Below are 24,038 nucleotides of genomic sequence, written 5' to 3'. Positions count from 1 at the left end.
GCGTGGTTACTGCTTAAAGCGACGAAATTCCGTTTTGCGAAGAAAATACTGCAAAAATTCTAACATTAGGAAACGATTTGCCTGTTCCGTTGAGCATTCTTGATCTTGCCTCCATCTCTGACGGCTCCACAGCTCGCGAGGGGATCGCCGCTTCGATGAAGACCGCCCGGCTGGCAGATGAACTTGGGTACCATCGGCTGTGGTTTGCCGAACATCACAACACCTCAAGTCTTGCCTCGAGCGCCACGGCGTTGCTCATCTCGCAGGCGGCCTCGGTCACCGAGAGGATTCGAGTGGGCTCTGGTGGCGTGATGCTGCCCAACCACTCTCCGCTGATGGTCGCTGAGCAGTATGGAACCTTGGCTAACATGCACGGTGATCGGATCGATCTGGGTCTTGGCCGCGCACCAGGAACAGACGGTATGACCGCGCAGGCGCTCAGTCGTTCCTCGGCTGATCCGCAAGAGTTTGCGCGGAGCATTTATGACCTGCAGGGCTGGTTCGGGGAAACCGGCACGGCCCACAGCATGCCGATCGTCTCTGCGGTGTCAGCCGGCATGAACGTGCCGATTTGGGTGCTTGGCTCCACGGTTAATGGTGCCTCTATTGCCGGTCAGTTGGGTCTGCCATTTTCGATCGCCTCGCACTTCGCTCCGGAACAAGTTGACCACGCGCTGAAAGTCTACCGAGAGGCATTCAATCCGCAGTCGGTGACGGCTCAGATTGAAAAGCCCTACGTGATGGCTGGCATCAACGTGATGGTCGCGGACACCGATGAGGAAGCGGCGCGAGAATTCACGGTGATAGAGCAGATGTTCCAAGATATTCAGCACGGACAATCGCGCAAGCTGCAGCCTCCGGTGGACCCAGCGACGCTGGCAAGCCACGGCGCCATGAGAAACCCGATGCTGAAGATCAAGGCGGTGGGCGCTGCCTCGACGGTGAAAGCTGAGCTGGATGCGTTTGTGCAGCGAACCGGTGCGGATGAACTCATTACGACGACCTACGCCTTCGATCCAGCTGTGCGTGATCGTTCCCTGCAGCTCCTTGCGCAGGCCTGGTTTTAACGCTTCCAGTCGTGGCGCAATCTGGGTGAGCTTGGACCGAGCCGTGAAGTGGGAGACGCACGTCACGCCCTGCTGATTTGCGCGGATAGGGAATCGCAAGTAAAGTTATTCTCTGTTGGCGCGAAGGAGATTCTTCGTTCAGCAATGGTCAGGGCCTTTAGCTCAGCTGGTAGAGCGTCACGTTTACACCGTGAATGTCATCGGTTCGATCCCGGTAGGGCCCACCAAGCGAAACCCGCTTCATCTAGTCTAATCAGGCTGGATGAAGCGGGTTTTCTCGTATTTGATTGCGAAACGGGACGATCCGGCCTGACCAGACTGCCATAGCCACGGCATGCGAATGCCCAGACTGGTCGAATAAGGGCCCGACAACGAAAACCATTGGGCCTGTATGGTGCATTGAGCCCGGCGGAAAGAAGCCGACTTACGGGAGACTGGCGATTGCTCGGGCCATAGTTGCGCTGCATCTGGCTGCCCAGAAGGTGGGGCGGTAGTGCACGCACATTTACTTCGCCCGAAAATTTGGCCAGTTGAGGCTTTGCCGATTAGCCATGCGATTTATCCACGAGGCAAGTCCCAGTTGGGCAGGCACAGAGCGCACGGGTGCGCCCGGGCTATCTCCATAGATTAAAACGAGGGAGCTCGATATGAGGCCGCATTGCTCGCCATGCCCGGAGCATCCAAGTACGGGCCCGGGCCCACGCGAGGCACCGGCCCGGAGGCGTACCTGAGCGATTTCAAGCCAGAGCGTGTTCGTAGGCCCAGGCCGCGGCCGCGGTGCGCGATGGCACCTGGATCTTGGTGAAGATATTGCTCAGGTGCCGCGCAACTGTCTTTTCGCTCAGATAGAGTTCCTGGGCAATCTGCCGGTTGCTGTGCCCGGCGGACACCAACTGCAGCACTTGGACCTCGCGAGCGGTCAGCCCGCCCGGAGCGGGTTCGGCGTGGCCGACCTGCTGCAGCAGCGACTGGGCCGCGGCGCCTTGCGGAGTGGCGCCCAGCTGCTCGAAGGTGGCCGTGGCGGCCTGCATCTCCGCATGAAAGCTCCGGGTGTCGCCGACCGCGAGCAGGGAGCGGGCCAACAGGACCCGGGAGCGAGCGCAGAGATAGGGTGCGCGGATCTGCCCGAAGTCCTGCACCGCCTTGCGGGCATAGGGCAGAGCTCCGTGGGCATCGTCCTTGGAGAGCTCCAGATCGGCGTGGGCATAGGCGGCCGCGGCCAGGGTGATCAGGCAACCGGTGGCATCGGCCTGTCCGTCCAGCTCGCTCAGCAACCGCTCCGCCGCGTCCCGGGTGCCCAGTCGCAGCTCGATCTCGATGCCGGCCGGCAGGAGCGCGAGGCGTTGGGCGGGCAATTGGCGCTCATCCAGGCAACGTCGCATGGCGGCCAGGGCAGCTTCGTTTGAGCCATTGGCCAACCACAGCAGTGCTAGTCCCGGCTGCGGGTCGCAGCCATACTCCGCCGCAGCCTGGTAGGCCTCATCGGAGGCGCTGAAATCACCTTGGATGCGCAGCAGATCCCCGCGTTCGCGCTGCGCAACCCCTGCGGAATAGGGCTGGGAGCGGAGCTCGAAACGTTGGCAAGAGGTGGTGAACTCGTCGATGGCCGCACCCCAGGAACCGCGCAAGGCCAGGATCTGCCCGGTGTGCAGCGAGCATTCCCCGCCGAAAGCGGTAATCTGCGGGCGCTCCGCCCGCCAGCTGGCCAGTGCCTCGGTCCATTGGGATACCCGGTCGATGGCGCCGATTTCCTGGCAGGCTTCGATGGCGGCGCACCAGACAAGACCGGTGGGTATGGCCTCGCATTCCCCGGCCAGGACCAGGGCCATGGCCTCGTCGAGCATGTCGAGGCCGGCCGGCACCCGCCCGGCGTAGATGCTTGAGCGGCCGCTGGCAACCAGGGCCAGCGCCTGCAGGTCCGCGTTGTGGTGAATGCGTCCGAGCCGCAGGATTTCGGCGGCTTGTTGCGTCACGACGGCAAATCCGCCGCTCAGCAGCGCTTGATGCAGCTGCAGCACCCCGTGGTACCCGGCGGCCACCTCAAGCGCTGGTGGTAAGCCGTCGGCGGCGGATCCATGCTCGGCCAGCAGGGAGCGCGAGCGAGCCAACCAGCCATTAAACAGCGCGGGCTGTCCGCTGGTGCCATAGATCATGGTGATCCTGAAGGCCGCCTGCAATGCCTGCGCCGGTTGATGTTGCTCGCCGAACTTCACGAATGCCTGGTGCAGCAGGTCAAGACCGCGGGCGGATTCGCCGGTCAAATGGGCGTGCGTGCCTCGGGCCATCAGCTGCTCGGGCTGCAGATCCTGATGCTCCGGTTGGTGCGCTGGGTCAGATTCGGGATTATCCATGGGCGTAGCCTCACTTGCGAGGCTACGCCCATGGAATTTGCTATGCAATCATTCGCTCGGTGTCCGCGGCCTTGCGCGGGCTCGATGCGCGGGGGATGATCTGCCGTGCGACGTAGGCGGCATCGCGCCCCACCCCGAAGAGGTTCATCGAAGCCTCCGAGTGCTGGAAGGCCAGTCCGCAGAAGTACAGCCCCGGCACATCCTGGGCGACGCCGCGGTATTCGCGCGGCCAGCCGGATTCATCGAGCACCGGCAATTTCAGCCAGGAGTAGTCGTGGCGGAAGCCGGTGGCCCAAATGACGTTCTCCACCTCCAGCACGGTGCCGTCGGCAAGCACCGGCTGGCCGTTGCGAACCCCGGTGACTCGCTGCTCGTGCCATTTCACGCCCCTGGCGGCCAGATCCGCGCGTTTCACCCGGAGCCGCGGCGCCCCGTGCTCCAGAACCTCGAGGCGCTTGCGCCGGCCGAAGGGGGTGCTGCGCGTTTCCAGATAGGTGTGGGCGAACATCACCAGCGGAACGACCAGGTGGATCAGCGGGCTGCCCCAGGGCACCGGGACCTCACCGGTGTCGCGCCCGCTCAACATCGTCGGGTGCCGCTGGGCAACTTCCCAAGCGATATCGCAGCCCGAGTGCGAGGCGCCGACCACCAGCACCGGGCCGGGCTTGAGCTGTCCCGGGCGGCGGTATTCGCTGGAGTGCAATTGCAGGATCTGTTCGTCGAGCTCATCGGCCAACTGCGGGATGGCCGGCAGCTGGCCAAAGGGGCTGGTGGCGATCACTACCTGCTCGGCGTGGATTTCTCCCGCAGCGGTTTGTGCCACGAACCGCTGCCCGTGCCCGGTGAGCGAGCTGACCCGCGCCCGGCAGAGCACCGGCAGCTCGAAGCTGGCCGCATAGTGCTCCAGGAAGTCGGCCAGTTCGTCCTTGCTGGCAAAGCCGCGGGGTTCGCCGGGGAACTTCATCCCGGGCAGATGGTTGACCCGATTGGTGGTATACAAGCGCAGCGTATCGTACTGGTGGCGCCACTGGTCGCCGATCCGTTCCCCGGCTTCCAGCACGAGGCAGTCTCCGCCGCGTTCCTTGAGCTGCTGGGCCGCGGAGAGCCCGGCCTGGCCGGCGCCGATGACCAGTGTGTCGACGTTGCGCACCGGCTGGGTGGGTGTTGATTTTTCCTGCTTGTGGTTGGACATGACATCCTCCATGCGAGCCATGGAAATCAGCGAAGGCTTCGCTGGTTTACGGTGCCGGGAAGCCCCCGAACCGATCATGGATTTCACCTTACGCAGCCAGCGGCCAGGTCCGCGTCGGGCGATTCACGCAACTTCGCGACGCGGGCTCATGGGTAAAAATACCCATGGCCGCGGCATCGTGAATGGTGCTTGTGCACGCCGGCGTGGGAAACTGGAGGCATGAGTGCTCCCGAAGAAAACGTATGGCTCGCCGCGGTGCGCGCCAATCCCGACCATGCCCAGAACTATGCTCAGCGGTGGCGGAAAATTGTCGCCGAGGGCAACGATATCTTCGGTGAAGCCCGAACGATTGATGCCATGGCCGAGCGGGGGAGCCGGATACTCGATGCCGGCTGCGGTACCGGTCGCATCGGCGGCTGGCTTGCCGAGCGCGGACACCAAGTAGTCGGCGTCGATCTGGATGAGCACCTCATCTCGGTGGCCCGCGAGGACTACCCGGCAGCGCAGTGGCACGCCGGAAACCTTGCCACGTTCACGTTGGACGACGAGTCCGGGGCGGCCCAAGAATTCGACCTCATCGTCTGTGCCGGAAATGTCCTGACCTTCCTGGCCCAGGGTGAACGGCTGCCTGCGTTGCAACGGCTGCGCGGGCATTTGGCGCCGGAAGGCCGCCTCGTCGTCGGCTTCGGTTCCGGGCGGGGCTACGATTTCGCCGAGTTCGTAGCGGATGCGGCGCAGGCCGGACTGGAACTGCAGCAGCGCTACTCCAGCTGGAATATGCATCGGGCGGCCGACGACTTCCTGGTCGCCGTGCTTGGACGCAAGGACTAGCTGTGTCTTAGCGTTTGGCTTGCAGCCGCCACAACGAGGTGACTTCCCGCGAGCGCGCCGCGTGCAGAACGTCCGAGTGGTCCTTGGCCCGGGCATGGGTAGGGGAGGTGTCGAGCCGGTCGATGATCTCCAGTCCCGCATGATCGATGGCTTCCAGCAACAGCTCACGGGTGCGCAGGCCGAGCAGCTCGGCGAGGTCCGAGATGATCAACCAGCCCTCGCCATCTTCGGTCAGGTGTTCGGGCAGTCCGCCCAGGAACTGCAGCAGCATTTTGCTTCCCGGATCGTAGACCGCCGCATCCAGCGAGCTTGGCGCGCTCCCGGGCAGCCACGGCGGATTGCAGATCACCAAGGGGGCCTTGCCCGCGGGGAACATGCTGGTCAGCTCGGCTCGCGCAGCGTCTTGGAAGCCCAAGCGCGCAAAATTATCGTTCGCGCAATCAACCGCGCGCTGATGGATGTCCGTGCCGAGCACGTTTTTCATCCCACGGGCCACCAGCACGGCGGCCAGCACCCCGGTGCCGGTGCCGATGTCGAAGGCCAGCTGGTGGGTATTGAGCGGTGCCTTGGCCACCAGGTCAACGTACTCGTGGCGGGTGGGCAGGAAGGTGCCGTAGTGGGGGTGGATCTTCGCTCCCAGTGCGGGAACGTCAACGCCGTTGAGGAACCACTGGTAGGCGCCGAGCATGCCGGTCAGTTCCTGCAGGCTGACTACCGCGTGGCCCGTTGCAGGCTGCGCCTGTTGCGCGTAGCCGAATGCCACCGCGGAACCGACCAGCGGGGCCCGGGACAGCGGCAGCGTCGCGGTGCCGCCGGGTGTGTCGAAGTTCAGCGGGACCAGGAGCAGGGACATCATCCGTGAGCGCTGGGCGCGGGATTGCCGGATGGCATAGAACTTCTCGGCGTCGGTCAGCGGCTTGCGGGAGGCCTTGCCGGTGCCGGCCTTGGCCAGGCGGCGGTCGATGGCCGCCAGTAGCTGCTTGGCATTGTGGAAGTCGCCGAGCCACAGCATTGCGGTGCCCCGGGCGGCATTTCGCATGGCCGCATCCGCGGTGAGGCGATCGTCGACGACAACAAGATCTTTGGGCGCCGAGCGCGCATTAGCCGACCACCAGCTGGCCGAGGTGCGTACGCCCTCGTGTTCCCAGCAGATCAATTGATCGGCGGCAATGGGTGCGTGAGAGATAAGAATCCACCTCGTCGATTCGTGGTGCTCACCCGATTGGCAACCGCGCACGAGCAGAACTGCTGCGAAGTTCGATAGTTCCAATGATACCGAGGAAACCGGGCCGGCGTGCTCCGATCTCCGGCTTGCCGCCGTTGACGAAGATCACCGTGCGCGAAGCGGACCTGCGCCCAGAACGCGCTGGCTGTGCATATGTTCCGCTGCATTTTCACTAGGTCAAAACCGCCTCTGAGGGCCTGTGACCTGTGTGTTCCAGGGGGTTCGGGAAAACCTGGTTGGCCGGCGCCGGGCTTTGCGGAAATGGTCTCTTCACTATCGGGTGGGCGAGTGCTATCTTTAACTTTGTAATGCAAAGCGCTTTCCACCGCGAACTACTTTGTGGATTGCGCGAACGGCTCGGCGAGGGAGAGGTAACGCCATGGACAACAAGAATGGGCATGAGGTGGATCCGGCCCGGATCCTGCAGGGCATCGAGGTCGACGCGCGGCAAACACGCGAGGCCCTGAGCCCGGATCAGCGCTTGCTCTTTTCGCTCTGGGGGACCGGGTGGGTTATCGCCTTCCTGGCGATCTTCTTCACGTTCGCACCGCTCGGCGCACCGTTGCTGCCCAGGTTGCTCGGGGTCGGTATCGCGGTGATCGCCTTCGTGCTTGCCATCGTATTCTCGGCCGTTCACTCGGCCAAGCGCGCGGTGGGCACCAAGGGTCCTTCGATGGTCGAAGGCGCGATCTACGGAAATACCTTCACCCTGGGCATGATCTTCGCCGGACTGCTCGGGTGGCGCCTGCATGCCTCGGGGCTCGACGCCATGGGCTTGCTGGCCTTCTCGCTGGCGGCTCTGTGCCTGGTGGTCGGTGTGCTGGTGGTCGCCGGATCGCTGATCTGGAATGATCGGACCCAATTGATCTTCGGCGCGTGGATTCTTCTCGTCGGGCTCATCTCGCTGGCGGTGCCGGCCCCCTATAACCTCTTGGCCGGTGTGCTCGGCGGACTTGGGCTGATCGCCCTGGGGCTGCTGCATGGCGCTCGGCCCGCATTGGTTTCGGGCGAGGTGGTTCGCGGTGGGCATGCAAGAGCTTGACCCGGTGATCCATGCGCAGGCAAGACTGCGCACCATCACCGTGCTCGATGCCCTGCGCGCAGGCGACAGCATGTCCTTTCCCAAACTCCAGGGGCTGCTGGGAATGACCTCGGGGAACTTGGCGACGCACCTGCGCAAGTTGGAGGACAGCCAGTATGTGAGCGTGGAGAAGATCCTCGAGGGGCGATCGCCGGTCACCTACATTGCGCTCACGAGCAAGGGCCGCGCGGCCTTCGAAAACTACAAGCAGCAGCTTCGTGCACTGCTGGCAACAACGCCTTAGCGGAACTGTCAGCCAACGCCAAGGTTCCGGACAGTTCGCACTAGGCCTTGGCAGGTAGCGTCGGAAAAGTAAGTTGTTCGATCAATTGATAGGAGAACATCCAATGGGTTTGGGCGATAAGTTCAAAAACAAGGCGCAGGAAGCCTCCGGCAAGGTCAAAGAGTCCGTAGGCGACGCAACCAACAATGAGAACCTGCAAGCTGAAGGTGTCAAAGACCAGGCAGCTGCCAAGGCCAAGCAGGCTGGCGAAGCAGTGAAGGACGCCGCCAAGGATGTCCGCGACGATCTGAACAAGTAAACGATTTTTGGCCAACGGCACTCATCGATTATTCGATGGGTGCCGTTGGCGCGTCCGGGGTCCAATGCGATTGCGGCGGCGTTCCTAGCGAGCCGCTGCGGCCTCGCGAAGGGCCCTGGCCACCGGCAGCGAGCTGTCTTCTTCCTCGGCCAGCAGCCGAGCGATGCGCGAGGCGTTGGCGGCGTAGTGGTCCGTGGACAGCGTCTGTTCTATGGCGGCAGTTAGTCGGTCGACGCTCAGATCCTTGTACTTCACCGGCTCCACGCCCGCGCCTAGCGCGTGTACCCGGGCGGCCCAGAAGGGCTGGTCGGTGAAAATTGGCACCGCGATCGTGGGGACTCCGGCGCGCAAGCCTGCGGCCGTCGTGCCTGCCCCGGCATGGTGGATCACCGCGGCCATCTGCGGGAACAGCCACTGGTGCGGGGCAGCTCCGATCCCGAGAATGCCCGGCTCGCTGATTTCTGGGGCACCCTGCAAGATCGCCCGTCTGCCGCTGCGACGCGCCACGTCGAGCATGAACTCCGGATCCAGCGCCTCGGTACTGCCGAAGCCGATGAAGATCGGAGCCGGGCCCTCGGCGAGGAAGTCGGCCAGCGCGGAAGGTGGCGTCCAAGCTTCATCGCTTGCCGGCCACCAATACCCGCAGTTGCTCAAGCCCGAGCGCCAGTCCGCGGGGCGCGGGACGATCGATGAGCTGAAGCCATGCAATACCGGGGCGTTGGCACGCCTGCGTTGGCGTTCGCCGGAGGCCCGGGTGCGTTTGGGCAGTCCGAGGCCGGCGCGGATCCGTGCCACCGGGGCGTCGTACGGTGCTTTGCCGGAGCCGATGAGGGAACCCAAGGCCTTGTTTCCCAGGGCTCCGAAGCTGCGTGCGGTGCCTAGGACCATCGGCGCATAGGCCGTACTGGGCTCGTTGGGCTGTAGATGAGCGCCGATCACCGGGATGCCGAAGGCTTCGGCGACATCATAGGCGTAGGGGGCGACCGAATTTGCGATGATCACATCCGCGCCCTGTTCGGCCGCTTCGAGCGTGCCGGTGGCCGCCGAGTCGAAATAGGTCCCGAGCTCGCGCATGTACCAGGACAATTGGCTGGCGCTCGGTTTGGCCCCCGGGGCGGCGGGGCTGACTAGCGCACTCATGTCACCGGGCAGCTCATGATAGCTGCATCCGGCAGCGGTGATCAGCGGCGCATGCGCGACGTTGGCGGCAATGGACACCGCAAAGCCGTGCTCCTGCAGTTTTTTGCCCAGCCCGGCCATCGGAGCCACGTCGCCCCGAGTGCCTGGGGTCACCATGAGTACACGCATTTTTCTCCCTCGATACTTAATTGCGATCACCGTTCGCAATTAAGTATATAGTCAAATGGAAGCAAGGGATTACAACAGCCAAGGCGCAACTGGGGGGAACACCGTAGTGAAGCAAAAGCAACCGGCCACCGTTGGGGCCAGCGCCCGGCGCAGCACCGGCCCGAAGCCCCAGCACTCGCGCGAAAAGATTGCCCAGGCGGCCGTGGAGCTGGCAGATCGGGAGGGGATCGGCGCGGTCTCCATCCGCGGGGTAGCCGCGGAAATAGGTTCGGGCGCGGCCTCGCTCTATCGCTATGTGGACTCCGTTGAGGAATTGGTGGATCTCATGATCGACCAGGTGAGTTCCAGCTATGAGCTCAATGGCCTGGACGGTAGCGCCAGCGAGCAGCTGCTCGCCCTGGCCAGGCAGGGGCGGAACATCATGCACCGGCATCCGTGGGTGGCGCCGCTGCTGCTGGCCAAGCGCGCGCTGGGGCCGCACACGCTGGCGTATCTGGAGCGCGGACTGGCGGCGCTGCAATTCACCGCGCTCACCGGGGCCGCAAAACTTCAAACCATCGCCATGCTGACCGCCATCACCTCGGCCTTCGTGCAGAACGAACAAGGCGAACCGGCGGGCGACGGCGATCCCAAGGGCGCAGCAGCACTGATCTCCGCTCTGGGGACGGGCAAGTACCCGCTGCTGGCCGAGTCGCTCGCCCAAGGTCCGGCGAGCGTGGATCAGGACCAAGTCTTCGCCACACTCATCACCACTTACCTGCGCGGCGCAGGGCTGGACTGAGGCCACCTGGCGGGGCATCGGCCCGCTAGGTGTTGGCCATAGTTTGAAATCTTCTTTGCGGCGGTGACTTGGTGTGAAAGCATTGGCAGATCGTAGTTACCACGAAGACCGGGAGTTCATTATGGCTTCACCAGCCGAAGCGACCATGGCGCAGATCAACGAACTGATCAGCCTCGATACCACCAGCCGCGACAGCAACCTGCCACTGATCGACCTGGTGGTCGGCAAGCTCGACGCGGCCGGCATCAGCTCGCAGCTCATCCACAACGAAGATGGCAGCAAGGCGAACCTGCTGGCCACCATCCCGGCGGCCGACGGATCGCGTACCGGCGGCATCGTGCTGTCCGGACACACCGACGTCGTCCCGGTCGACGGGCAGGACTGGTCCAGCGAACCATTCAGCGCCCAGGTCCGCGACGGCAAGCTCTACGGCCGGGGCACCTGCGATATGAAGGGTTTCATCGGCGTCATCCTGGCCAAGCTTCCCGAGCTGACGGCCGCGAAGCTAGCCGAGCCGATCCACCTGGCCTTGTCCTATGACGAGGAGGTCGGCTGCGTGGGTGCGGTCAGCCTGGTGGAGGAGATCACCCGCCAGGAACTCGCCCCGCGCGGAGCGATCGTGGGGGAGCCGAGCAGCATGCGCGCCATTCGCGGGCACAAGTCCATGAACGTTTTCCGAGTGGCGTTCAACGGCATCGCGGCGCACTCCTCGCTGCCAGGCGAGGGCCTGAATGCGATCTCCTACGCGCTGCGCTTCGCCAGCTTCGTCGAAGAGGTCTCCAAGGAACTGCGCACCGACGGCCCGTCGGATGCCGCCTTCATCGAGCCGACCACCACCATGAACGTGAACCGCATCGACGGGGGCATCGCGGTGAACACGATCCCTTCGCTATGCGTGGTGCACTTTGAATTCCGTTCGCTGGCGGTCGTGGATCGCGCAGCGCTGATTCAGCGTTTCCGCGACTACGCAAGCGAGCTCGAAGCGCAGATGCAACAGGTCAACTCGGCAGGTTCGGTGGAGTTCGAGCAGATTGCCGGCGCCCCGGGACTGGAAACCGTCCAGGACGCCGAGATCGTTGGCCTCAGCGCCGCCTGCGGTGCGATCGCCACCGACGAAAAGGTCACCTACGGCACCGAGGCCGGCCTGTTCTCCGCCGCCGGAATCCCCACCGTCGTCTGCGGCCCGGGCGACATCGCGCAGGCGCACGCCCCGGATGAGTTCATCGAACTGCAGCAGCTCGTTGACTGCGAGAACTTCATTCTGCGTCTGGCCGAAGAGCTGTCCGCATGAGCACCAGCGAACAGATAGCTACCCCGCAGCAGCTGGCCGTAGCCCGCAAGGCGGTTATTTCCTCCTCCATTGGCGCCGCCCTGGAGTGGTTCGACATCATTGTCTACGCCACCTTCGCCACCACCATCGCCAAGCTGTTCTACCCGGAGTCCAATGCGAGCTTCGCGCTGATCCTGACCTTTGCGACCTTCGCCATCTCCTACCTCATCCGGCCGCTGGGCGGCATGGTGCTCGGCAGCTATGCGGACCGCAAGGGCCGGAAAAAGGCGCTGACGCTCACCTTGATGCTGATGATGGTCGGAACGCTGATCATGGCGGTGGCTCCCACCTATGCGATGGTCGGGGTCTGGGGCGCGCTGATCATCCTGCTCTCACGCATGATCCAGGGCTTCTCCGCCGGCGGCGAGTTCGGCACCGCCACTGCATTCCTGATCGAAAGCGCGCCGCACAAGAAGGCGTTCTACTCCTCGTGGCAGGTCGCCGCGCAGGGCGTCTCGATGCTTTTAGCTTCCGGATTCGGCTACGTGCTGACCACCCAGTTATCCCAGGAGTCCTTGGAAAGCTGGGGCTGGCGTGTGCCGTTCTTCGTAGGCCTGCTCATCGGTCCGGTGGGACTGTATATTCGTGCGCGCCTGGAAGAGACCGAGGAGTTCATCACCACCAAGAAGGTCAAGTCCCCGCTGGGAGAGTTGTTCAGCCAGCACTACGGGCGGCTCCTGGCCGGATCGGCGGCCATCGGCGTGGCCACGATCTCGGTGTACATGATCTTGTACATGCCGACCTTCGCGGTGACGAATCTGAATATCCCAGCCGATGCCGCGTTCCTCGGCGGAGTTGTCGCCGGCACCATCACGCTGATCAGCGTGCCATTGATCGGGCACCTCGCTGACCGGGTGGGTCCGGCAAAGGTCATGACCTGGGCTGCGGTCGGCGCGCTGGTGCTCGCCTGGCCGCTGTTCAAGCTGATGACAAGCAACCCGAGCATCCCGGTGATGATCCTGGTGATCGCCTTGCTTGGCGTGATCATGTCCTTCTACTTCGGACCGTTGCCAGCCTTGATTTCTTCGCTGTTCCCGGCAGCCATTCGCGGTTCGGGCATCTCGGTGACCTACAACGTCGGGGTGACCCTGCTCGGCGGAATCGCGCCGCTGGTGCTGACCTGGCTGCTCAGCGTGACCGGATCCTTGGACGCGCCGAGCCTGTACTACATGGCCATCGCCGTGGTTTCGTTGATCGGCCTGGCCTTCATTCGCTTGCGCTACAAGCTGCGCTAGCCCTCGGGCGCGGCCCCAAGCCAAACGGCTTCGATCTTCCCTTGTGGAAGATCGAAGCCGTTTTTCGTTGCGCGCCCCTAGCGGACTACCAGCAGCACCGCGGTCCAGTGGCAGAGGAAGGCCAAGACCGTGCAGGCATGGAATAGTTCATGGAATCCGAAGACCGTAGGGATCGGGTTCGGTCGCTTCATCGCGTAGAACACCGCACCCACGGTATAGAACAAGCCGCCAGCCAGAATGAGCAGCAGAACCGCAGGGCTCGCTGCCCAATAGGAGGGGATATCCATGACCGCACCCCAGCCGAGCAGGATATAGAGCGCTACGGAGAACCAGCGTGGTGCTGATGGCCAAAAGGTCTTCACCAGAACCCCGAGTACGGCGCCGGCCCAGATGATCGACAGCGTCAACGTGGCTTGCGGCCTCTCCAAGATCTGGATGGCAATCGGAGTATAGGTACCGGCGATCAGCAGGAAAATATTCGCGTGGTCGGCGCGCCGGAACCAGACCATGGTCTGCGGACTCCAATTGCCCCGGTGGTACATGGCCGATGTCGCGAACAGCGTAATCGAGGTGAGCACAAATACGGCGGTAGACCATTCCGCGGCCGCACCCTGAGCGAGAACCACCAAGAGCAAGCCCAAGATGATGACCAGCGGGGTGCTCCACGCATGAATGACACCGCGCCATCTGGTCCGTTCGGTTCCTGGGGTCGGCTCCCGACGTTTCCTCGGCGGGGTCGGCTCGTTGGCTTCGGAGAAGTTGCCTGTCATGCGGTTCCTTAGCTAGTCGAAGACGTGTGCCTAGTTGCTTGAAGTCTACGTGAGACCAGCAGCTTCGTTTTCCACACTATTGGGCATCAAATGCACCGATGACGTGTCTGTGAACGAAAGGTATTCGTCGTTCAAGGCGCTCAATTTCGGCTCTGCCTCCGGCCCTCGTGCCGGAGCGCTCTCGGGGAATTGGCGGGTTAAGCTACCTATGTGGTTGAAGATTCCGTCAAAGCTTGCTGTGGCCGATCAGCAAGCCCGATCACCTCTCAACCATCGTCATTCACTTGCGCAAAGGGGAGAGGCAAATGCTGCGCCGTCTTCTAGCCGTGCTCGCGATTGGCTCGGTAGCTTCGGTCGACATTAATCATGTGGCGGCACTGAAGAATGCGTGGATTTCCGGAGGCCAGAAACTGCCCCAGCCGCAGCGGCAGACGTTAGCCAACGAACCGTTGAAACTGATGGCTTCCTCGGCGTCGGCAAATCGCCAAAAAGGCGCAAGAACGCGGCCGAGTGGATGCCGAAAAATAAATCCTTCCGGTGCCAATATGTGGCCACCCAGATCAGCGTGAAGAAAAAATACGCCTTGCCGGTAACCAAGGCCGAAAAGAATGCCATGAAAAAGGTCCTGAGAAGTTGCCGGAGCCAAAGGCTGCCAAGGTAAAGCCGATCAAGCCAACCGGTAAAAAAGTCGCTGCCATGCCGCAGATTCCGGAGAACATCAAGATCAGATACGCGGCGGGCAGCTAAGCCGGACGCGCGACTACGCTGGAGGATCTAGCCGATTAGCGGCGGATGGCAAGGCAAGGGGCCCGGAAATCGATTAATGTCGATTTCCGGGCCCCTTGAGACCTTAAGCCCGAGGACTAGGCGCCTCGGGAGCTGATCAAGCCCGTTTCTTGGTGATGAAGCCCCAGATGACCAGGACAACCAGCGCACCGCCGATAGCGAGCAGCCAGCTTGAAAGCGACCAGAACTCGTCGACACCAACACCGAAGATGGCGCTACCGATCCAGCCGCCGACGACAGCGCCGACAACACCGAGCAGCAAGGTCATTATCCAGCCGCCGCCTTGCTTGCCTGGCAAAATTGCTTTTGCGATAGCTCCGGCAATCAATCCCAGAACTATCCATCCAATAAATCCCATGGTTCTCTCCAATGGTCTAACTATCAGAAGTGGTCGGGTTTGACCTACTTGGTGGTGACACTACTCGTCTTTGAGTAGGAGTTCCACGTCCTTGGCAATTTTTTAAGAGAGTTTTTGGAAAACTCTCAACCGCCGCATGAAGGTTTACGAGTATTCGCGGTGATCCGCGAGCTGACATGCATGGACTCTGTGGAGCTCGGATTCGAGGGATTTTTTCCTTGACACGCGAGGGTGGCGCTTCTAGTCTGTTTAAATCTGCTTTTATATCAAGCAAGGCCAATAAAAGCGGATATATGTTTCGCGCACGACGGAGTGAATAATGACATTGAACAACCTGCCCATCATCGTGATGGGCGTTTCAGGAAGCGGCAAATCCACCATTGGAGCCCTTCTCGCCGCTCACCTAGGGCAGGAATTCATCGATGGGGATGCGCTGCATCCGGAGGAAAACCGTGCCAAAATGGCCGCGGGAATTGCCCTCGAGGATGCAGACCGCACCCCATGGCTGCAGATCATCGGCAACACCTTGGCGTCGAGCCGTACGGCAGGCGCACCGGTGGTCATCGCTTGTTCTGCACTCAAGCGGGCTTATCGAAATCTGATTCGATCCCACGAACCGAGCACACTCTTTGTTCACCTCACCGGTGGCAAGGACTTGATTGGCGAACGCATGGCGGCGCGAGAACACGAGTTCATGCCGAGCTCCCTGTTGATCAGCCAGCTGGCTACGCTTGAAGAACCAGGCAGCGACGAGCATGTGCTCCTCGGGGATATTGCACACACTCCAGAGCAAATCGTCAATGATCTGCTCCAGCAGCTCCAACTCCAGCCCTAGACCCGAAGCGCTAATAACCTCCATTGATCAAGGAAGACAATGACAACTGAGCTCGAAATGAACTGGACGCTGGGAACCCCAGGCCTCCTTGGAGTAGCCGTGGCGGCCGTGGCGTTGCTGCTGCTGCTCATTATCCGATTCCGCGTCCACGCCTTCGTGGCGCTGGTGCTGACCAGCCTACTTACGGCCGTTGCCGCCGGTATTCCGGCAGGATCGATCATCTCCACGATGACCAGCGGCTTCGGAAGCACCTTGGCCAGCGTGGCCCTCCTCGTGGGTCTGGGTGCAATGCTCGGCCGGATGCTCGAAACCAGCGGTGGCGCCGAGGTGCTGACGAATTGGCTGATCGATAAATTCGGCGAGGACCGTGCGCCGCTGGCGCTCTCCGTCGCCTCGCTGCTGTTCGGCTTCCCGATCTTCTTCGACGCGGGCCTCGTGGTCATGCTGCCGATCATCTTCACCGTGGCTCGCCGCCTCGGCGGATCGCTGCTGTTCTACGGTATTCCCGCCGCGGCCGCATTCTCTGCCATGCACATCTTCGTACCACCGCACCCGGGTCCGGTGGCAGCCTCCGGCCTGCTGGGCGCCAACGTGGGTCTTGTGCTGATCATGGGTCTGGTTGTTGCGATTCCCGCCTGGTACATTGCCGGGCACCTCTTCGCCAAGTTCGTCGGCCGCAAGTTCGACATCCCGGTTCCCGATATCTTGGGTGCCGCGTTGGGCAACGGCCAGGACAAGAACCACTTCAAATCCTCCCCATCGGTCGGAACCGTTTTCAGCTTGCTGCTGCTCCCGCTGGGCTTGATCTTCCTGAACACCGGGCTGAACATGCTCGGTTCCGCAGGCGTGGTTGATCCGGAAGCAACCTGGGTTCAATGGTTGCGGCTCCTGGGTGAAACTCCAGTCGCGCTGATCATCACCGTCTTGCTCGGGATGTACCTGCTGGGTTTCCGCAAGGGCAAGGACAAGACCCTGATCGAGACGATCGTCGATTCGGCGCTCGGCCCGGTATGCTCGATCATCTTGATCACCGGTGCCGGTGGCATGTTCGGTGGCGTCCTGCGCGCCAGCGGAATCGGCGACGCCATTGCGTCCTCGCTGGAGAATGTCGGACTGCCGCTGATCGTTGCGGCCTTCCTGATTGCCGCCGTCGTCCGCGTGGCGCAGGGCTCGGCAACCGTTGCCTTGACCACCGCGGCTGCTATCGTCCAGCCTGCGGTGCTGGCCGACGCCTCGCTCAGCGCGCTGCAGGTCGTGTTGATGGTCCTTGCGCTGGCGGCCGGCTCGGTCATTGCCAGCCACGTCAACGACTCGGGCTTCTGGCTGATCTCCCGCTTCTTCCAAATGGACGTTCCCACCACCTTGCGGGTGTGGACCGTGAGCCAGACCCTGATCTCGCTCGTCGGTTTCGCCGTGGTCATGGTGCTCTATGCGATTGCCAGCATGTTCGCCTAGCCTCTTGGATATGTGGCGACAGCTTGCCTCCCGGAATCTGTGGATTCCGGGAGGCAAGCTGTTTAAGAATGCCGGGTAGTAGGTCGCCTGCCATCGGGCAGCTAAGTCCACCGCAGCCGTTACATGCCGACTTTCGAGTACAGGGCGCGCACCGCGGCCCGTACTCCGGTGCTCAAGGTCGGTTCGAGCACCGGTGCGAAAAACGGTGAGTGGTTCGCCGGTGGGGTTCCGGCCGCCAGGGTCGCGGCGTCGTTTCCACCGAAATACCAGAACACGCTTGGCACGCCGATCGCCGCGCCAAGGGCTCCGAAATCCTCGCTTCCCATCACCGGTTGGCCCGGCAGGACCCGCTCCGCGCCGAATTCGGCACGGAATGCTTCGGTGAGCCTCGCGGTTTCCGCCGGATCGTTGTAAAGCGGCGGGAAGTGCGAGATGTCCTCGATCAGTGGTTCCGGGGCACCGGAGGCGCCGGCTTCCATGGTGATTATGCCCCGGATCGAGCCAAGGACCGTCTCGCGGACCTTCGGGTCGAAGGTGCGCACGTTGAGGGTGAAGATCGCCCGGTCCGGAATCACGTTTTCCTTCAGCCCCGCATGGAATGACCCGACGGTCACCACTGCGGCGGACTGCGGGGCCACCTGCCGCGAGACAATCGTCTGCAAGCGCATCACCATCGCCGCGCCGAGCACGATGGGGTCGATGGAATGCTCGGGCATCGAACCGTGCGAACCCTGGCCAAACACGGTGACCCGGAAGGAATCGGCGGTGGTCATCGCGGCGCCCTCCATGATGGTAATCGTTCCGGCCAGCCCGTTCATCACATGCTGCCCGTAGATCACCTCGGGCTTTGGGGCCTTGTCCCACAGGCCGTCGTCCACCATGGCCTTGGCTCCGGCGGCCGTTTCCTCACCGGGCTGCAGAATGAAAACGATGCTACCGGCCCAATGCTCCGTTCCCTGCGCGTAAAGCTCGGCGGTCTTGAGCGCGGTGGCCATGTGGGTGTCGTGCCCGCAGGCATGCATCACCGGAACTTCGGTTCCGTCCTCCAAAACCCCGCTGGCCCGGCTGGCATAATCCAAACCGGTGTCCTCCAGGACGGGCAGCCCATCGGTGTCAGCGCGCAGCCCGATCACCGGCCCGGCCCCATTGCGCAGCACCCCCACCACCCCGGTGCCCCCGCAGCGGAACACCTCAAGACCAAGCGCCTCCAAACGCGCCGCGAGATACGCGGCGGTCTGCTGTTCCTGCATTGAAAGTTCGGGGCTGCCATGCAAATGCTTGTAGGTGTCGAGCAGATCGGCCGCCATGGCCTCGGTCATTTTCAGTGGCTGCGGGATGTTGCTCATCGGAGTTCCTGGTCCTTTGACAAGTAGGTGCGGCGGAACCACGCAGAACCGCCGCAGTGAATCGGCTCGTTGCTAATACACCGGACCCTCCGGCGGCACCTCGCCCTCGGAGTCTTCCGTGGACGGCAGGCTCTTGCGGTCGCGTAGCACCCAGGCCAGCACGGCCGTGGAGATCACGGCGATCGCGGTGGAGAACAGCGCCATCTTGGGGGAGAGCGGCGACAGCACGAAGACCACGATCAGCGAGACCACCAACGCGATCACCGCGGCGCGCGGGGACTTCTGGCTGACGATTGCCTGGATGAGAACCGCACCCATCACCGTGGGCAGGATGTAGACCTGGACGGTGTTCACGATATCGGCGGGAATCACGCTGACCAGCCAGGTGCCGAGCAGCCCGACGAAAATGAACAATGAGGTCAGGTGAACTGCGGCCGCACCACAGATGGCAGCGACCGAGGACAGCTCACCCTTGCGGGTTCCGGGCCTCACCCCGATGGTCGACTGGGCGATCATGGCCGCGGGAAGCAGCTTATTGGAGATGTTGCCAATCATGAATGCCTGGTACATGGACGAGGCGCCGAGGATCGGGTAATAGGTCAGCGGTTCAACGACCCAGATCACGCCAAAAACCGCCGCTAGGGCGGCGAAGGCGGCGAGGACTCCGGCGAGTTCAATATCGAGCCCGGAGAAGAAGACCAGATAGGTTGGGGCCGCGAGGGAGAAAAAGAGGCCAATGATCATGGTGATCCGGCCCCAGCGCGAGGTGGTCTTGTCGAAGGTTCCGAGCGCCTCGTGGATTTCGGTGGAATTGCTCATGATGTGCTCCTTGAATCCGGTGTGGGCTAGGCACGCGTAGCGAGGTGCGTGATGGCCAATGACAAGATGATGGCGATGCCCAGTGCCCATTCTTTGATCCAGGGCCGGTCCACGCGTTTGGCGAGGAGCATCAGCAGGGTCATGATCACCGCCGAGGAACCGAAGGCGACCACATGGATCCAGGATTTGGGAAGCTCGCCGATGCCGAGCACCATAAAGGCGGCGACCATCGCGGCCCCCGGAACGATCATCATGATGGCGGGGTTGACCTTGCGCAGCGCCGAATCACCGCGTTTGAGCAGCGGGGTGAGCACCAGTGTGGCGATCATCCACATGGCACCGCCAAGGCTCATGGCCGCAAGCGCCAGGCCGAAGACCGCTTGGGTATAGGTGGGGCCACCGAGTTCGGCGCCGGTGGAATTCACCGCGATGGCCGCGGCCGCGGTTTCATAGGATACCGATCCGATCAGACCAATGCGGACCAGCACGGCCGGGGTTCCGAAGACCGTGAGCAAGGCGACCGCCACCATGACTACTGCCAGCGACGGGCCCAAGGCGGAGATGGCGCCTGCATTAAAGCTTCTCTTGATCTCCGCCTGGCTCATTCCTATATGAGGCGCCGCGATTTTGGCGGCCTTCATGTAGATGATGCTCTGGAGCACGATGACCAAGAAAACGCCGACGGCGCAGGCCCAAAGCACCGGCGAATTGGCTACTGCGAGAATATCGGTGGAATTGTTGTCCACCACGGCTGGGAAGTGCATCAGCGGTCTACCCTTCGGCGCATGGTTCACGGCGGAAAGCGAGCGCCGTGTTGAACCAGTTTCATGCCCGATGCACAACTCAGGCACTTCTCGTCGGGGAACCGTTATGCCCGGTAACTGCGCCCCAAGGTTTCCGTACGCGGCGGGGCTCGGGGGTGAATGAGGCTGGCCGAAGTGAGCCCCACCGGTGTCCGAGCGTGCTCCGGGATTCACCGGCCACGAGTGTTCGGAAGACTATGCAATTGTTCGTGGCCTGTCGCCGCGTGCCACTAACCATACTTGACTTACGTCACATCGAAAACAGTTTTTTCGGGTGTTCTGCCACAGCTCGCAAGCGCAGAATAAATCTCTGACCAGCGATTAAAGGTATCGGGCTCACTCGGGGGCGGGTCGTGGTCCGTGGTCGCGCGGCGCTATTTTTTCGTATTCGGATCGACGAATACGCGCGGTGCGCCGTCCCACAGGCTGCAGATTTCATTGTGCGTGCGGCGCATAATGCTTTCCATATTGCGCCGTGCGCCGAGCGCATCCACATGGGAGATGCTTTCGGCAACCGACTGGTGCCAGGCCAGGGCCTCCTCATGCGGGCGTTCGGGCATCAGGCCCAGTTCGGTGCGTCCGCGCAGGATCGCGGCAATGGGGGTGGCCAGATTCGCGAACATTTCATTGCCGGAGGCGGCGAGCACCAGGCAATGAAAGCGGATATCCAGTTCGAGGAAGCGACGCAAATCGCCCTGGCGTCCGTAATGATTCATCTGGGCCGAGATCAGCAGAAGCTCTTTGCGCATCGCTTCGGGGGCAAACTCTGCGGCTAATTCTGCGGCCATCGGCTCCACCGAGATGCGCAGTTCGGTCAGTGAGCGCAGCTGGGCGCCGCGTTGCTCGCTCGCCAGGCGCCAGCGGATGACCTGAGTGTCGTAAGGATTCCACTCTTCGGGCCCCAGAACCCTGATGCCTACGCGTTTGGTGCTGGTGACTAGGCCGCACTGCGCTAGAACGCGCACCGCTTCACGGATCACGGAACGGGAAACCTGGAGCTTTGCCTCCAGCTCGGCGGCCAGGATGATCGATCCGCGCGGGATCTGCCCGTTGACGATTCGGGAGCCGAGGTGCTCAACCACATGAGCGTGCAGACTAGTTGCCATGGCGTCAGTTTAGCCAATATCTGCTGGTCAAGATGCGCTGGCACAGCCGAGGCGAAAAATAAATATGCTTTAAAAAGCGTTCAGGTCTGGGAATCGATGGGTGCGCACGCGTAGAATAGAACCCGTCACATGGCCGTGATGGAGGCCGTGAGTTCCCGGTTTCCAAAAAACGGTACAACTCCCCGGTAACTGATGGAGACTTATTTTTATGCCTGCACAGATTGGTGTCACAGGTCTGGCCGTGATGGGCGCGAACCTCGCCCGCAACTTCGCCCGCAACGGATACACTGTCGCCCTGCACAACCGCTCGGTCGCCAAGACCGATGCCCTGCTAGAGACGCACGGCGATGAAGGTGACTTCATCCGCACCGAATCGCTCGAAGAGCTGGTCGCGAATCTCGAGACCCCGCGCCGCGTGCTGATCATGGTGAAGGCCGGCGGTCCGGTTGATTCGGTCATCGATCAGCTGGTGCCACTGCTCGAAGAGGGCGACATCGTCATCGACGCCGGCAACTCGCACTACACCGACACCCGCCGCCGCGAAGCGGCACTGACCGAAAAGGGTCTGCACTTCGTTGGCGTTGGCGTCTCCGGTGGCGAAGAGGGCGCACTGCTCGGCCCATCGATCATGCCAGGCGGGTCGGCCCAGTCCTACAAGGCTCTGGGCCCGATGCTCGAGAAGATTGCGGCCAAGGCCGACGATGGCGCTCCATGCTGCGCATGGATCTCCACCGACGGTGCCGGCCACTTCGTGAAGATGGTGCACAACGGCATCGAGTACGCCGACATGCAGGTCATCGGCGAAGCCTACGACCTGATGCGCAATGCCGCTGGCATCGAGCCGGCGAAGCAGGCAGAGATCTTCGCCGACTGGAACAAGGGCGAGCTCTCCAGCTTCCTGATCGAGATCACCGCAGAGGTCCTCGGCCACACGGATGCCGCCACCGGCAAGCCACTGGTTGATGTCATCCAGGACTCGGCAGGCCAGAAGGGCACCGGTCGCTGGACCGTGCAGTCCGGCCTGGATATGGGTTCGCCGGTTTCGGCCATCGCCGAATCGGTCTTCGCCCGTTCGCTGTCCTCGCAGCGCGAGATCCGCGCGGTGGGCCAGGAAGTCCTGGCGGCCAACACCACCGAGGTCACCCTGCCGGAGAACTTCATCGAGGATGTGCGCCAGGCGCTGTTCGCCTCGAAGCTCGTCTCCTACGCACAAGGCCTGGACATGCTCACCTCGGCTGCCGGTGAGTACAACTGGGAACTGAAGATGGACGAGATCGCCGGGCTCTGGCGCGAAGGCTGCATCATTCGTGCCGCCCTGCTCAAGGACATCACCGCCGCCTACTCGGCAGATGAGAAGCCGGTCAACCTGCTCTTCGCTCCGGCCTTCGCCGAGGCAATCGCCAAGGCCGTGCCGGCTTGGCGCCGCGTGGTCTCGGTTGCAGTGCAGCTGGGTATCCCAGCGCCGCTGTTCTCCTCCTCGCTTGCCTACTACGATGGCCTGCGCCGCGAGCGTTTGCCGGCAGCGCTGACCCAGGGGCTGCGCGACTACTTCGGCGCGCACACCTACCGACGCGTCGACAAGGAAGGCACCTTCCACACGCAGTGGAGCGGTGACCGCACCGAGGTCGAGGCAGTGGACACCCACTAGTCTTCACGTAAAACGAGCACACCCGCAGATTCTTCTTAGAATCTGCGGGTGTGCTCGTTTAATTGGAGGTCAGTCGGCGAGCAGCAGTTCTGCCGTGGCCAGCAGCCGCACGGCCTCCTGGGGCGCTATGCGCACCAGGGCGAAAGATGCGACCACAAGGCCGGTGATCGCGGTGCTCAGCATGCCCGCGCGCTCCGCACTCGCCTCGGGCAGCGCGCTGGCCACGCCACGGAGTATCGCGGCCTGCAACTCGGCGCGGTATTCGCCGATGATGCGCGAAATCTTCGAGTCCTGGGCCAAAGGTGCGCTGGCGGTATTGATCAACAGGCAGCCATGCGCGGCGGGCAGGGATTCTGGGCGGGCAAAAACGGCGGCGAGCCCCTGCAGGTAGTCGGTGAGCGCCGAGGCCGGAACCTGGTCTGCGAGCAGCGGGAGCAGCCGAGGCCGCACGATTTCTTCGAGGTAGCTGACGACAGCCGCATCGAACAGGCCACGCTTGGAACCGAAGGAATTGTAGATACTCGAGCGGCTGAGTCCCGTGGCGGCTTCGAGCTCGGGCACCGAGGTAGCCTCGAAGCCCTTCGACCAGAAAACCGAGCGAGCATTTTCGATGACTTCCGCGCGGTCGAAAGCTAGTGTTCTTGCCATCACATACCTTTCCACTTTCGGTAACGACCATTCCAGTATATATTGAAATGGTCATTACAAAATAACTTGGGCCACTAAGCCCGTAGGGAGCCCTCCATCATGGTTATTACCGGACTCGTGCTTGGCGCGTTGGCAGCAATCATTCACGTCTACATCTTCTTGATGGAATCCGTGTGGTGGACCACCCCGCGAGCGCGCGCAATTTTTGGAACCAGCGAGGCGGAAGCGAAGGCCACCAAGGAACTGGCCTTCAATCAAGGCTTCTACAACCTGTTCCTCGGAATCGCGGTTTTGCTCGGTGTGGTGCTTTTCCTCATGGGCCAGCCGGTGATCGCAGCCACCTTGGTGCTCACCGGTGCCGGTTCCATGGTGCTTGCCGCCACGGTACTGCTGATCTCCAGTCCGGACAAGGCCTCCGCGGCGCTGAAGCAGGGAGTGCTGCCGCTCCTCGCGGTGATCTTCATGATCCTCGGTCTGGCCCTCTAGGTTATTTCCGTACCCGACAACCGCCCCCAGAAAGG

24 protein-coding genes and 1 tRNA gene are annotated in these 24,038 nt (G+C 62.5%); 13 read left to right on the top strand and 12 right to left on the bottom strand.

What is annotated here, in order from left to right:
* Positions 1–77 precede the first annotated feature (77 nt).
* Together CQ015_RS01645 and CQ015_RS01640 are read left to right on the top strand one after the other, a co-directional pair.
* Complete coding sequence (locus CQ015_RS01645; RefSeq protein WP_096287007.1) at positions 78–1,067, top strand: LLM class flavin-dependent oxidoreductase; 990 nt, start codon at positions 78–80, stop codon at positions 1,065–1,067.
* 151 nt (positions 1,068–1,218) lie between these two features.
* A tRNA-Val gene (locus CQ015_RS01640) sits at positions 1,219–1,294 on the top strand.
* A 510-nt stretch (positions 1,295–1,804) separates the two neighbouring features.
* On the opposite strand, the gene CQ015_RS01635 is transcribed toward CQ015_RS01640, so the two are convergent.
* Together CQ015_RS01635 and CQ015_RS01630 are read right to left on the bottom strand one after the other, a co-directional pair.
* Complete coding sequence (locus CQ015_RS01635; RefSeq protein WP_105649182.1) at positions 1,805–3,418, bottom strand: helix-turn-helix transcriptional regulator; 1,614 nt, start codon at positions 3,416–3,418, stop codon at positions 1,805–1,807.
* A gap of 40 nt (positions 3,419–3,458) precedes the next feature.
* Complete coding sequence (locus tag CQ015_RS01630) at positions 3,459–4,688, bottom strand: NAD(P)/FAD-dependent oxidoreductase (RefSeq protein ID WP_258133426.1); 1,230 nt, start codon at positions 4,686–4,688, stop codon at positions 3,459–3,461.
* Between the two features lie 141 nt (positions 4,689–4,829).
* Here CQ015_RS01630 and CQ015_RS01625 point away from each other — a divergent pair, with 141 nt between their 5' ends.
* Positions 4,830–5,441: a bifunctional 2-polyprenyl-6-hydroxyphenol methylase/3-demethylubiquinol 3-O-methyltransferase UbiG gene (locus CQ015_RS01625; protein ID WP_105649181.1), complete on the top strand. Its 612-nt coding sequence runs from the start codon at positions 4,830–4,832 to the stop codon at positions 5,439–5,441.
* A gap of 7 nt (positions 5,442–5,448) precedes the next feature.
* Here the strand turns inward: CQ015_RS01625 and CQ015_RS01620 are convergent, their stop codons facing one another.
* Complete coding sequence (locus CQ015_RS01620; RefSeq protein WP_308727284.1) at positions 5,449–6,711, bottom strand: methyltransferase; 1,263 nt, start codon at positions 6,709–6,711, stop codon at positions 5,449–5,451.
* Positions 6,712–7,045: 334 nt separating this feature from the next.
* Here CQ015_RS01620 and CQ015_RS01615 point away from each other — a divergent pair, with 334 nt between their 5' ends.
* The 3 genes from CQ015_RS01615 to CQ015_RS01605 all read left to right on the top strand — a co-directional run bounded on the left by CQ015_RS01615 (position 7,046) and on the right by CQ015_RS01605 (position 8,289).
* Positions 7,046–7,708, top strand: a complete 663-nt coding sequence (locus CQ015_RS01615; RefSeq protein WP_096287001.1) for a hypothetical protein — start codon at positions 7,046–7,048, stop codon at positions 7,706–7,708.
* Complete coding sequence (locus CQ015_RS01610) at positions 7,695–7,991, top strand: transcriptional regulator (protein ID WP_096287053.1); 297 nt, start codon at positions 7,695–7,697, stop codon at positions 7,989–7,991. Before CQ015_RS01615 ends, CQ015_RS01610 begins: the two co-directional genes overlap by 14 nt.
* Before the next feature lie 103 nt (positions 7,992–8,094).
* On the top strand, positions 8,095–8,289 hold the full coding sequence (locus CQ015_RS01605) for a CsbD family protein (RefSeq protein WP_096286999.1): 195 nt from the start codon (positions 8,095–8,097) through the stop codon (positions 8,287–8,289).
* Between the two features lie 84 nt (positions 8,290–8,373).
* Here CQ015_RS01605 and CQ015_RS01600 read toward each other — a convergent pair whose 3' ends face one another.
* Positions 8,374–9,597: a glycosyltransferase gene (locus CQ015_RS01600; RefSeq protein WP_105649180.1), complete on the bottom strand. Its 1,224-nt coding sequence runs from the start codon at positions 9,595–9,597 to the stop codon at positions 8,374–8,376.
* 106 nt (positions 9,598–9,703) lie between these two features.
* Here CQ015_RS01600 and CQ015_RS01595 point away from each other — a divergent pair, with 106 nt between their 5' ends.
* From CQ015_RS01595 to CQ015_RS01585, 3 genes are all read left to right on the top strand, one after another.
* Positions 9,704–10,378, top strand: a complete 675-nt coding sequence (locus tag CQ015_RS01595; RefSeq protein WP_181150325.1) for a TetR/AcrR family transcriptional regulator — start codon at positions 9,704–9,706, stop codon at positions 10,376–10,378.
* Positions 10,379–10,499: 121 nt separating this feature from the next.
* Positions 10,500–11,669, top strand: a complete 1,170-nt coding sequence (gene argE / locus CQ015_RS01590; protein WP_181150324.1) for an acetylornithine deacetylase — start codon at positions 10,500–10,502, stop codon at positions 11,667–11,669.
* Positions 11,666–12,943 (top strand): MFS transporter, encoded by a 1,278-nt coding sequence (locus CQ015_RS01585; RefSeq protein WP_096286993.1) that lies wholly within the window; start codon positions 11,666–11,668, stop codon positions 12,941–12,943. Before argE ends, CQ015_RS01585 begins: the two co-directional genes overlap by 4 nt.
* Before the next feature lie 77 nt (positions 12,944–13,020).
* Here the strand turns inward: CQ015_RS01585 and CQ015_RS01580 are convergent, their stop codons facing one another.
* From CQ015_RS01580 to CQ015_RS01575, 3 genes are all read right to left on the bottom strand, one after another.
* Positions 13,021–13,713: a hemolysin III family protein gene (locus CQ015_RS01580; RefSeq protein ID WP_096286990.1), complete on the bottom strand. Its 693-nt coding sequence runs from the start codon at positions 13,711–13,713 to the stop codon at positions 13,021–13,023.
* Between the two features lie 360 nt (positions 13,714–14,073).
* Complete coding sequence (locus tag CQ015_RS18660; RefSeq protein WP_141393552.1) at positions 14,074–14,328, bottom strand: hypothetical protein; 255 nt, start codon at positions 14,326–14,328, stop codon at positions 14,074–14,076.
* Positions 14,329–14,596: 268 nt separating this feature from the next.
* Positions 14,597–14,857, bottom strand: coding sequence for a GlsB/YeaQ/YmgE family stress response membrane protein (locus tag CQ015_RS01575; RefSeq protein WP_105649178.1), 261 nt, complete (start codon positions 14,855–14,857; stop codon positions 14,597–14,599).
* Positions 14,858–15,176: 319 nt separating this feature from the next.
* Between CQ015_RS01575 and CQ015_RS01570 the strand changes: the two genes are divergently transcribed.
* Both CQ015_RS01570 and CQ015_RS01565 read left to right on the top strand, forming a co-directional pair.
* The gene (locus tag CQ015_RS01570) at positions 15,177–15,692 is read left to right on the top strand and encodes a gluconokinase (RefSeq protein WP_219844274.1); all 516 of its coding nucleotides are present in this window, start codon (positions 15,177–15,179) and stop codon (positions 15,690–15,692) included.
* A gap of 39 nt (positions 15,693–15,731) precedes the next feature.
* A complete protein-coding gene (locus CQ015_RS01565; RefSeq protein ID WP_105649177.1) occupies positions 15,732–17,147 on the top strand; it encodes a GntP family permease in 1,416 nt (471 codons plus the stop codon).
* A 119-nt stretch (positions 17,148–17,266) separates the two neighbouring features.
* Here the strand turns inward: CQ015_RS01565 and CQ015_RS01560 are convergent, their stop codons facing one another.
* The 4 genes from CQ015_RS01560 to CQ015_RS01545 all read right to left on the bottom strand — a co-directional run bounded on the left by CQ015_RS01560 (position 17,267) and on the right by CQ015_RS01545 (position 21,221).
* Positions 17,267–18,493, bottom strand: a complete 1,227-nt coding sequence (locus CQ015_RS01560; protein ID WP_105649176.1) for an amidohydrolase — start codon at positions 18,491–18,493, stop codon at positions 17,267–17,269.
* Between the two features lie 72 nt (positions 18,494–18,565).
* A complete protein-coding gene (locus CQ015_RS01555; RefSeq protein ID WP_096286980.1) occupies positions 18,566–19,312 on the bottom strand; it encodes a hypothetical protein in 747 nt (248 codons plus the stop codon).
* 26 nt (positions 19,313–19,338) lie between these two features.
* Positions 19,339–20,076: a DUF5058 family protein gene (locus CQ015_RS01550; RefSeq protein WP_105552472.1), complete on the bottom strand. Its 738-nt coding sequence runs from the start codon at positions 20,074–20,076 to the stop codon at positions 19,339–19,341.
* Between the two features lie 413 nt (positions 20,077–20,489).
* Positions 20,490–21,221: a FadR/GntR family transcriptional regulator gene (locus CQ015_RS01545; protein ID WP_096286976.1), complete on the bottom strand. Its 732-nt coding sequence runs from the start codon at positions 21,219–21,221 to the stop codon at positions 20,490–20,492.
* A gap of 208 nt (positions 21,222–21,429) precedes the next feature.
* Between CQ015_RS01545 and gndA the strand changes: the two genes are divergently transcribed.
* Positions 21,430–22,869 carry an NADP-dependent phosphogluconate dehydrogenase gene (gndA, locus tag CQ015_RS01540; RefSeq protein WP_105552045.1) on the top strand — a complete coding sequence of 480 codons (1,440 nt, stop codon included), beginning with the start codon at positions 21,430–21,432 and terminating at the stop codon, positions 22,867–22,869.
* Between the two features lie 69 nt (positions 22,870–22,938).
* On the opposite strand, the gene CQ015_RS01535 is transcribed toward gndA, so the two are convergent.
* Complete coding sequence (locus CQ015_RS01535) at positions 22,939–23,517, bottom strand: TetR/AcrR family transcriptional regulator (protein ID WP_096286972.1); 579 nt, start codon at positions 23,515–23,517, stop codon at positions 22,939–22,941.
* Between the two features lie 99 nt (positions 23,518–23,616).
* Between CQ015_RS01535 and CQ015_RS01530 the strand changes: the two genes are divergently transcribed.
* Positions 23,617–24,003, top strand: a complete 387-nt coding sequence (locus CQ015_RS01530; protein ID WP_105552046.1) for a DUF1304 domain-containing protein — start codon at positions 23,617–23,619, stop codon at positions 24,001–24,003.
* Positions 24,004–24,038: the final 35 nt, after the last annotated feature.

The sequence above is a fragment of the Arthrobacter sp. MYb221 genome (genome assembly GCF_002979835.1).
GTDB lineage: Bacteria > Actinomycetota > Actinomycetes > Actinomycetales > Micrococcaceae > Glutamicibacter.
Note: the sequence above shows the minus strand (reverse complement) of the source record. Positions and strands in the feature narration are given on the sequence as shown.

What these genes read in the sequence shown, in the direction of transcription:
- CQ015_RS01635 (WP_105649182.1), bottom strand. Translation starts at nt 3,418, where the DNA reads ATGGATAATCCCGAATCTGACCCAGCGCACCAACCGGAGCATCAGGAT.
- CQ015_RS01630 (WP_258133426.1), bottom strand. Translation starts at nt 4,688, where the DNA reads ATGATCGGTTCGGGGGCTTCCCGGCACCGTAAACCAGCGAAGCCTTCG.
- CQ015_RS01625 (WP_105649181.1), top strand. Translation starts at nt 4,830, where the DNA reads ATGAGTGCTCCCGAAGAAAACGTATGGCTCGCCGCGGTGCGCGCCAAT.
- CQ015_RS01615 (WP_096287001.1), top strand. Translation starts at nt 7,046, where the DNA reads ATGGACAACAAGAATGGGCATGAGGTGGATCCGGCCCGGATCCTGCAG.
- CQ015_RS01610 (WP_096287053.1), top strand. Translation starts at nt 7,695, where the DNA reads ATGCAAGAGCTTGACCCGGTGATCCATGCGCAGGCAAGACTGCGCACC.
- CQ015_RS01605 (WP_096286999.1), top strand. Translation starts at nt 8,095, where the DNA reads ATGGGTTTGGGCGATAAGTTCAAAAACAAGGCGCAGGAAGCCTCCGGC.
- CQ015_RS01600 (WP_105649180.1), bottom strand. Translation starts at nt 9,597, where the DNA reads ATGCGTGTACTCATGGTGACCCCAGGCACTCGGGGCGACGTGGCTCCG.
- argE (WP_181150324.1), top strand. Translation starts at nt 10,500, where the DNA reads ATGGCTTCACCAGCCGAAGCGACCATGGCGCAGATCAACGAACTGATC.
- CQ015_RS01585 (WP_096286993.1), top strand. Translation starts at nt 11,666, where the DNA reads ATGAGCACCAGCGAACAGATAGCTACCCCGCAGCAGCTGGCCGTAGCC.
- CQ015_RS01580 (WP_096286990.1), bottom strand. Translation starts at nt 13,713, where the DNA reads ATGACAGGCAACTTCTCCGAAGCCAACGAGCCGACCCCGCCGAGGAAA.
- CQ015_RS18660 (WP_141393552.1), bottom strand. Translation starts at nt 14,328, where the DNA reads ATGGCATTCTTTTCGGCCTTGGTTACCGGCAAGGCGTATTTTTTCTTC.
- CQ015_RS01575 (WP_105649178.1), bottom strand. Translation starts at nt 14,857, where the DNA reads ATGGGATTTATTGGATGGATAGTTCTGGGATTGATTGCCGGAGCTATC.
- CQ015_RS01570 (WP_219844274.1), top strand. Translation starts at nt 15,177, where the DNA reads ATGACATTGAACAACCTGCCCATCATCGTGATGGGCGTTTCAGGAAGC.
- CQ015_RS01565 (WP_105649177.1), top strand. Translation starts at nt 15,732, where the DNA reads ATGACAACTGAGCTCGAAATGAACTGGACGCTGGGAACCCCAGGCCTC.
- CQ015_RS01560 (WP_105649176.1), bottom strand. Translation starts at nt 18,493, where the DNA reads ATGAGCAACATCCCGCAGCCACTGAAAATGACCGAGGCCATGGCGGCC.
- CQ015_RS01555 (WP_096286980.1), bottom strand. Translation starts at nt 19,312, where the DNA reads ATGAGCAATTCCACCGAAATCCACGAGGCGCTCGGAACCTTCGACAAG.
- CQ015_RS01550 (WP_105552472.1), bottom strand. Translation starts at nt 20,076, where the DNA reads ATGCACTTCCCAGCCGTGGTGGACAACAATTCCACCGATATTCTCGCA.
- CQ015_RS01545 (WP_096286976.1), bottom strand. Translation starts at nt 21,221, where the DNA reads ATGGCAACTAGTCTGCACGCTCATGTGGTTGAGCACCTCGGCTCCCGA.
- gndA (WP_105552045.1), top strand. Translation starts at nt 21,430, where the DNA reads ATGCCTGCACAGATTGGTGTCACAGGTCTGGCCGTGATGGGCGCGAAC.
- CQ015_RS01535 (WP_096286972.1), bottom strand. Translation starts at nt 23,517, where the DNA reads ATGGCAAGAACACTAGCTTTCGACCGCGCGGAAGTCATCGAAAATGCT.
- CQ015_RS01530 (WP_105552046.1), top strand. Translation starts at nt 23,617, where the DNA reads ATGGTTATTACCGGACTCGTGCTTGGCGCGTTGGCAGCAATCATTCAC.